Raw genomic sequence first — 6584 nt, 5'->3', positions numbered from 1 at the left:
TGACTCGACGGGTGATCGATATGGTAATCTCCGGAATCACATCGGGATGCAAACGAATACGCACCAAATGCTCGCCCAAAGTACGGATGGGCCGAGGCACATCGATCGTGCTGCGCGGAACAGTGATGCCCTTCTCCTGAAAGAAATTGGCAATATCGCCATTGGTGACCGATCCGAACAGTTTGTCGGAAGAGCCCGCCGGACGATCCAAAACCACCGTTACCTCCTGGATCTGTGTGGCCAAATTTTCGGCAGACTGTTTGATCTCCTCCTGACGCGCTTCAAAAGCCTGACGTTCAGCCTCAAAACGGGCGCGATTGGCCGGAGTAGCCGGCAACGCCTTGCCCTGCGGAATCAAAAAGTTGCGTCCATAACCGTTACGCACCTTGACTACCGTACCCAAATCTCCCAATTTGCCGATTTTCTCAAGCAAAATCAGTTCCATAGCAATCACCTCCCCGAAGGGTTTTCCCCTTCTTTGTGGTCAAAAAAGCGTAGACGAAAATCAATCCACGTATCGAAGAGTCCCACCAGAAACAACAGCAGGACCAAACTGGTCCAGAAAAAGAGTGCCGTATAAACAGCAACCCGCAGCATATGGCTGACTTGATACCACTGCAGAGCCCGATGCAATATGGCTAAGCCCTGGAAAAAATAGGGCACAGCCAGAAACAATCCCCAGTTGAAACCAACAAAACGCCATGGACCTTGGGCAAAAACAGCCAAGAGAGCCATGGCGATTACCGCCCACACCAGCGGAAATGGCAAGCGCATTGCCGACAGATGTTCCGCTGCGATGCCCCATTCGCCCCAACGAAGCAAAACGCCACGAGCAATAAGCAAATTGGCCACCTGGATCAGATACCAACTGGTCAGCACCATTGCCGGTAACAACAGACTGACCACGGCAATAATCTGCTCCAGAGTGTGACGAAACTCCGCCAGAGCGGCGCTACCCATCTTCTGCTCGCCCAAAGCTGTCAATACCGCCTCTTTCATGCCGTTCATTTCGGCAGAGAGCAAGAGCGGCATATCCAGCCCCATGACGAGAGTGATGGCCAGGATGACCACCAACACGCCATTGCCCAAGAGAAAGGCAATCAAGGCACAATGGCTGGTCTGCCACCCCTGGCGCAGCAAGCGGGCTGCCAGCAAGGGGAAGGCGGCAAAGAGGAGAAAAACCACCAGAGGAAAAACTCCTCCGCCACCCACCACACCTGCACCCAGCAACAAAACCAGCACCGCCCACCAACCGGCTCTATTGCCTGCCCGCAGAGTGACCAGAAACAGCGGCAAGGGCACCAGAGCTTGTACCGGAGTCAGCAACGGTAACCAAAGAGGCAACAACAGCAGAATGGTCGCCATGGCTCCGGCAGCAAAGGGATGTACCGTCAACCGATACAACATCAGCGGCGCACCGGCAGCAATGCATTGTCAACAGCCCGCAACCGTACCATTTCGACAACCTCTCTCGCCCACCCAAACAGCAGCTTGCCGAAGGAGAGCAAGGTTAAGTCGAGCATCTGCCGACCGACCGCAACTACAAGCATGCTGGCAACCGCTAGGAAACCAAATGCGGCAAGAGAGCGATATTGCGCGACCGCTTGATCGCCTTGCTCAAATGGCGCTGATGCGGCGCGCAGACACCGGTAATGCGGCTGGGAACCATTTTGCCACGCTCGGTGATAAAACGCAGCAGCAGTTTGGGATCTTTATAATCGATAATTACCGATTTGTCGGCACAAAACAGGCATACCTTGCGACGACGCAAAAAGGGGCGACGAAAGCCGCCAGAAGGACGCGCATTGCCTTCGCTAGCCGGCTCACTACTACGATTTTCCGAGTGCCCAGACTCGGGAGCAGAATATTCTGACATGGATACAATTATCCTTTATTCATTCTGAAAGGTTCCAAACGGAATCTACGACTCGCAAAACAGGCATGATCCTTTGCCATCAATGGCTGTTGCCCGCATCATCCGGCAACAGATTGATCTGCTCCGCCAACAACTCGATCGCTCCCCAACGGATCTTGCCATCGCGAATCCAACGCTTTTGATTGAGCCTGCCTTGCACACATACCGCTTGGCCAGTGGTCAAACTACGACACCTAGTAGCCAAATCGCCCAATGCCGACACCTCCATCCGCACTTCGATGCGTTGTGCGGAAAAGGCCGCATCTTGGGAAAGATGTTCCAAGATAAAGCAGGCGAGCAATCGTCCTGACGGCGTACTACGAAATTCCGGCTTGTCGGCCAACGTCCCAGCCAAAACAATATGGTTGGCACGCTCCGGCACGACCACTACCGGATCAGGCACTACACATCCTCGAAGGCATTGATGGCCGAAGCGGCCTCTTCCTCTTCGTTGGCAAGCTGACCGGTGCCAGCCTCACCTTCTGGCCGTTTTTCTTCAAACGGCAGCAACGGTGATGGTCCTGACTTGGGCTTGCGCACCGAAATGGACTGATATTTCAGCACATCTTCGTTGATTTTCAGCCATGCTTCCAAGGTTGCCACCAGAGGTCCGCCCCCTTCGACAACATGAAAGACATAAAAGCCTTTGCCTGTTTTTTTGACCGGATAGGCCAGTTGACGGCGTCCCCACAATTCGGTCTCCAAAATCTTGCCCCCCTGCCCGGCAATAATATCGGCTACCCGTTTGTTGATCTGCTCCACTTGTTCGGTAGTCAGATCTGGACGTAAGATATAGATGGTTTCGTAAAAAGCCACAGTGCCTCCTTTCGGCTTACCAAAAAAATGTTCCGCTACCCTGCCGCACACGCGACAAGCACACGGAACCAAAACAGCCCCGACCGCTTAAAGTGTGCCGGAGCAAGGAAGATCGGCTCATGCAAATAAAGTCCTATAGTATGACAGACCCTCTAAGCAAAAAGCAAGAGACAATCCCACTACTGGTGCCGGAAAGTAGCGAGCAGTGGCCAGGAATCTTCTATTTTTTTACCACCAGACATGGGGGGGTCAGCCAGGGCGCCTATTCCAGTCTCAATTTGGGGACACATGTACAGGATGATCCTTTGGCTGTTGCCAGAAATCGCCAACGTCTGACCGCCTGTTTGGGGGACTCCTTGCGTGGCATCAGCTTTCTTGACCAGGTGCATGGAACCACCACCATCACGGTAGACTCCCACCCCTTGCCCCATCCGGCAGAGGCCGATGCACAAATCTGTCGCGAAACCGGCATACTCCTGGCCATCATGACCGCCGATTGCGCCCCTCTCCTGTTTGCCGATCCCCAGGCACGAATCATCGGTGCCGCCCATGCTGGTTGGCGTGGCGCACTCCACGGCGTCAGCGAATCCTGCCTGCAGGCAATGTGCAATGCCGGCGCCTCGATTAATGAAATATATGCAATTATAGGTCCTTGCATTCATTCCGAATTTTATACGGTCGATCCATCATTTTACGAAACTTTTGCAGAGCATGCAGAGAAAATGTGCATGGATCATAAAAAATTCTTTTCAAAACAAAATAATACTGGTAAACTGCGCTTCGATTTGCCCGGCTATCTGCGGGAGAGACTGGAGATGTATGGCTTATCGAAAGAGAGAATACATGATGCTAAACAATGTACTTATTCGAGAAATAACGACTTTTTCAGTCACAGACATGCCACACAAGGAAACTACGCTCCGTGTGGAAGACAAATGGGGGGGATCCTCCTGGTCTAACAGAAGAGGCTCCCTTTGGTTGGGAGTGGCTCTTCTCTTACTACTGGGAAGCAGCGTGGTGTGGGCCAGCCCACCCAAACTCAGCTCCCTGATCGGCCAAGTCGCCCAACAGGAGGGGGTAGATCCCAATCTCCTGAAGGCAGTGGTAGCCGTCGAATCGCAATTTGATACCGTTTCGGTCTCCACTCGCGGTGCCGTCGGCCTGATGCAATTGATGCCGGAAACCGCTCGCGAATTGGGAGTAAGCAATCGCTTTAACCCCGAACAAAATCTTCGCGGTGGCGCCCGCTATCTCAAACAGATGATGGAACGCTATCCCAACAGTCTGCCGATGGCTTTGGCCGCCTATAACGCCGGTCCAAACGCAGTCAGTCGCTTTGGCGGTGTACCGCCTTTTCCGGCTACCAAGCGCTACATCCACAACGTACTAAGCTATTTCGCAAAGACCGTGCCAGGAAACAGCAACAATCCGAAAAAACTATATCGGGCCCGGAAAAAGCAGGACAGCGACCCCTCTCTTGTAGCTGACGCCCATCAGCGTGTTGTTCGCCTCCTGGGGGACAATGATGAGGAGAATGATGACACTCCATCCATGCGCTCACCGCGCCCTGTCCCCTCGCCCAAAGCGGTCCATTCCGTCAAAAACCGCAGCAAATCGTCAACTGCGCACACTGCCTCTGTCAACTCTTCTACGCCTACCCACACCTCACGTGTGGTACCTTATGTAGCGGCGCGCCATATCAGCTCCCGTTACCAAGCCAAGAACACTCTGGACAGCTCTGAAGAGATTCCGATCGTCGTCTTGCGTCGTTAAGGCGGCAGCTCCACCTGTCCGTCATACTGCCAAAATCATGCCAAGGTGCATTATTGGCAGTATGACGGAATATTCATCTCATTCTGTGTGAATCGACACCGTGCGTATTTTGCTGCTCTTGTCTTTGGGCTTATTGGTAGTTATTGGTCTCCTCTATGGCACACGTCTGCTTTGGCGTGTTTGGCATCCTGCGCCCCCACAACAGGAGCTATTGGATGGCGAAAATGGCGAAAAACCGCTATTGAGCAAACACGAGCAACGGATTGCGTGGCTGTTGATAGGAGTGAGCATCCTGCTGTTTTTGCTGATGATCGGTGAACGACTCTCTGTGGACGGCACTACCCCGGCGGATTGGACAGCCCCTCCTTCGGTCCCTTTACATAAAAAGAGCCCGTAAAGATCTCAGCAACAACTCGTTAAATGTTCTAAATGCCTTTTGGTAGAGTAAAAATACAATATTGTTATTGATATGCGGGATGTTCGCATAAAAATAGAACAATAAATTATTATGGAGGTCCAGGAGGAGATTATCTCCTCCTGGTGGGTGCAGGGCAAAGTCCTGCTGAAAATGTGCGGCGTTTTACAAAAGCGAATGCGAAGCATTCGCGCACGACGCACAAATTTGTGCCCCGGAGGGGCACTCTTTGGGAGGGCGGATGCCCGACCTGCACAGTTCAAGTTTGTGGCAACCGTGTGGAAATGGGCAAATTCGCTTGCTCTGGTCCTTAGGAAGAGATGGTTTGCGCGCGCTCTTCTTTCCAGGCAAGATAGCGCTTGGCAAACAGCTCCTCCAATTCCGCTATAACCTCAGCGTCGGGAGTACCCATGATGCGCTTGAGCAGCAGTTGTGAGGCAGTCTCTAGCAAAGAAAAGTCTGCTTCGATCATGGGATAGCTTTTTTTCAGCCGCTTCATGGCCAATACGGCTGACTCATGTTCCGGTTTAGGAATGGAGAGCGGCTCCTGCGGAATCTCCTGTTGCGACAGGGCAGTGCTGCTTTGTTGGGCCAAAAACTCAGCAAAAAGACGTACCGTGCGTTGCTCCTCCTTGGCCAATTTTTGCCAGGCAGAGAGCAAGCGGTTGCGTTCTTGATCGACCAATATTGTCATGAAATACCTCGTGCAGGTGTCATGGTTTTGTCGGGATCGTCTATTCTTTGACGGTTAATGCAACATAAAAAGAGCGGTTTGCTGCTTTAAGTGCAGTGCGGTGGTGGGCAAAGATACGGCCTGCCAACAGGGAAAGTAAACTTTTTTTTAGGGGATGCGGCGCTATGAACAGTAAAGTCTGGGGGGTGGCATTATTATTCAGTGGTTTTCCAATGTTCTCGTGGGCGGGAGATTTATCGATTCAGGATGCCTGGGTACGGGCCACGCCACCAAACATGCAGACTACTGCGGCCTATATGGTTATCCGCAACACAGGGAAGGCAGGAAAAACGGTTGTTGGCGCTGCCAGCCCGATGTTTGCCCGTGTAGAGTTTCATGAGACGGTTCAGCAGGGTGGGGTTGCTGGTATGGTGGCCCGAGACAGCTTGGTGATAGATGCTGGAGGCCAGGTTGCACTCAAACCAGGTGGCTATCATATGATGCTGATTGGATTGCGTGGTAAAGCTTTGCAGGCCGGTGATAAGGTGCCGTTGATGCTGCAGCTCAGCGATGGCAGCCAGGAAACTGTCAGCGCAGATGTCCGTGCTGCTCCCAGCGCCGCCGCACAAGAACATCAACATCACAAACATTGATAGGGATCCGCGCATAGTAGCATCGCGTTTTTACGCCGCAGTGCGTGCTGCCTGCGGCAATAAACGCATTCCCGCACAGTCGGTATCATGCTGAGCGGACTGAGAAAGCTGATCATAGCGGCAACTATTCAGGGTAGAGCTGGCGAGCCAGCACAAACCTGAATAGTTACAAAATCAGTAACTATTCACCACCCAACACAACTGCGGGTCCAGGGAGGGCACCTCCCTGGCCGGGTCCAGGGATGGAATCCCTGGGATTTTGCTTTTAATCTTTTAATCTTTTAATCTTTTAATCTTTTAATCTTTTAATCTTTTAATCTTTTAATCTTTTAATCTTTT

The 6584-nt window shown here is 52.3% G+C and carries 11 protein-coding genes; 4 read left to right on the top strand and 7 right to left on the bottom strand.

Features of this window, described 5'->3' with window-relative positions; translation table 11 throughout:
• The 6 genes from rplI to rpsF all read right to left on the bottom strand — a co-directional run.
• On the bottom strand, positions 1-445 hold a 445-nt coding region (gene rplI / locus EJP87_RS12760), incomplete at its 3' end, for a 50S ribosomal protein L9 (RefSeq protein ID WP_130472256.1).
• Between the two features lie 5 nt (positions 446-450).
• On the bottom strand, positions 451-1407 hold the full coding sequence (locus tag EJP87_RS12755; protein WP_130472255.1) for a DUF2232 domain-containing protein: 957 nt from the start codon (positions 1405-1407) through the stop codon (positions 451-453).
• Entirely contained in the window at positions 1407-1550 is a 144-nt protein-coding gene (locus EJP87_RS17910; protein ID WP_193771363.1) for a hypothetical protein, read from the bottom strand. Before EJP87_RS17910 ends, EJP87_RS12755 begins: the two co-directional genes overlap by 1 nt.
• An 11-nt stretch (positions 1551-1561) precedes the next feature.
• Positions 1562-1876, bottom strand: coding sequence for a 30S ribosomal protein S18 (rpsR, locus tag EJP87_RS12750; RefSeq protein ID WP_130472254.1), 315 nt, complete (start codon positions 1874-1876; stop codon positions 1562-1564).
• A 79-nt stretch (positions 1877-1955) separates the two neighbouring features.
• A complete protein-coding gene (locus EJP87_RS12745; RefSeq protein ID WP_130472253.1) occupies positions 1956-2318 on the bottom strand; it encodes a single-stranded DNA-binding protein in 363 nt (120 codons plus the stop codon).
• A complete protein-coding gene (rpsF, locus tag EJP87_RS12740) occupies positions 2318-2731 on the bottom strand; it encodes a 30S ribosomal protein S6 (RefSeq protein WP_193771362.1) in 414 nt (137 codons plus the stop codon). The genes EJP87_RS12745 and rpsF overlap by 1 nt, the downstream gene beginning before the upstream one ends.
• Positions 2732-2850: 119 nt before the next feature.
• On the opposite strand from rpsF, the gene pgeF reads away from it, so the two are divergent.
• The 3 genes from pgeF to EJP87_RS12725 all read left to right on the top strand — a co-directional run bounded on the left by pgeF (position 2851) and on the right by EJP87_RS12725 (position 4901).
• The gene (gene pgeF / locus EJP87_RS12735; protein WP_130472251.1) at positions 2851-3690 is read left to right on the top strand and encodes a peptidoglycan editing factor PgeF; all 840 of its coding nucleotides are present in this window, start codon (positions 2851-2853) and stop codon (positions 3688-3690) included.
• Positions 3656-4504, top strand: coding sequence for a lytic transglycosylase domain-containing protein (locus tag EJP87_RS12730; protein ID WP_227657622.1), 849 nt, complete (start codon positions 3656-3658; stop codon positions 4502-4504). The genes pgeF and EJP87_RS12730 overlap by 35 nt, the downstream gene beginning before the upstream one ends.
• A 100-nt stretch (positions 4505-4604) precedes the next feature.
• Complete coding sequence (locus EJP87_RS12725; protein ID WP_130472249.1) at positions 4605-4901, top strand: hypothetical protein; 297 nt, start codon at positions 4605-4607, stop codon at positions 4899-4901.
• Positions 4902-5229: 328 nt separating this feature from the next.
• Here the strand turns inward: EJP87_RS12725 and EJP87_RS12720 are convergent, their stop codons facing one another.
• Positions 5230-5613 (bottom strand): Crp/Fnr family transcriptional regulator, encoded by a 384-nt coding sequence (locus EJP87_RS12720; protein ID WP_130472248.1) that lies wholly within the window; start codon positions 5611-5613, stop codon positions 5230-5232.
• A 164-nt stretch (positions 5614-5777) separates the two neighbouring features.
• On the opposite strand from EJP87_RS12720, the gene EJP87_RS12715 reads away from it, so the two are divergent.
• On the top strand, positions 5778-6245 hold the full coding sequence (locus EJP87_RS12715; protein WP_130472247.1) for a copper chaperone PCu(A)C: 468 nt from the start codon (positions 5778-5780) through the stop codon (positions 6243-6245).
• Positions 6246-6584: the final 339 nt, after the last annotated feature.

The sequence above is a fragment of the Candidatus Magnetaquicoccus inordinatus genome, from assembly GCF_004217665.1.
Taxonomy (GTDB): Bacteria; Pseudomonadota; Magnetococcia; order Magnetococcales; family Magnetaquicoccaceae; genus Magnetaquicoccus; species Magnetaquicoccus inordinatus.
Note: the sequence above shows the minus strand (reverse complement) of the source record. Positions and strands in the feature narration are given on the sequence as shown.

Bases quoted from the DNA above. Each gene is read 5' to 3' on its own strand.
- EJP87_RS12755 (WP_130472255.1), bottom strand. From the start codon at position 1,407: ATGTTGTATCGGTTGACGGTACATCCCTTTGCTGCCGGAGCCATGGCG.
- EJP87_RS17910 (WP_193771363.1), bottom strand. From the start codon at position 1,550: ATGCTTGTAGTTGCGGTCGGTCGGCAGATGCTCGACTTAACCTTGCTC.
- rpsR (WP_130472254.1), bottom strand. From the start codon at position 1,876: ATGTCAGAATATTCTGCTCCCGAGTCTGGGCACTCGGAAAATCGTAGT.
- pgeF (WP_130472251.1), top strand. From the start codon at position 2,851: ATGCAAATAAAGTCCTATAGTATGACAGACCCTCTAAGCAAAAAGCAA.
- EJP87_RS12720 (WP_130472248.1), bottom strand. From the start codon at position 5,613: ATGACAATATTGGTCGATCAAGAACGCAACCGCTTGCTCTCTGCCTGG.
- EJP87_RS12715 (WP_130472247.1), top strand. From the start codon at position 5,778: ATGAACAGTAAAGTCTGGGGGGTGGCATTATTATTCAGTGGTTTTCCA.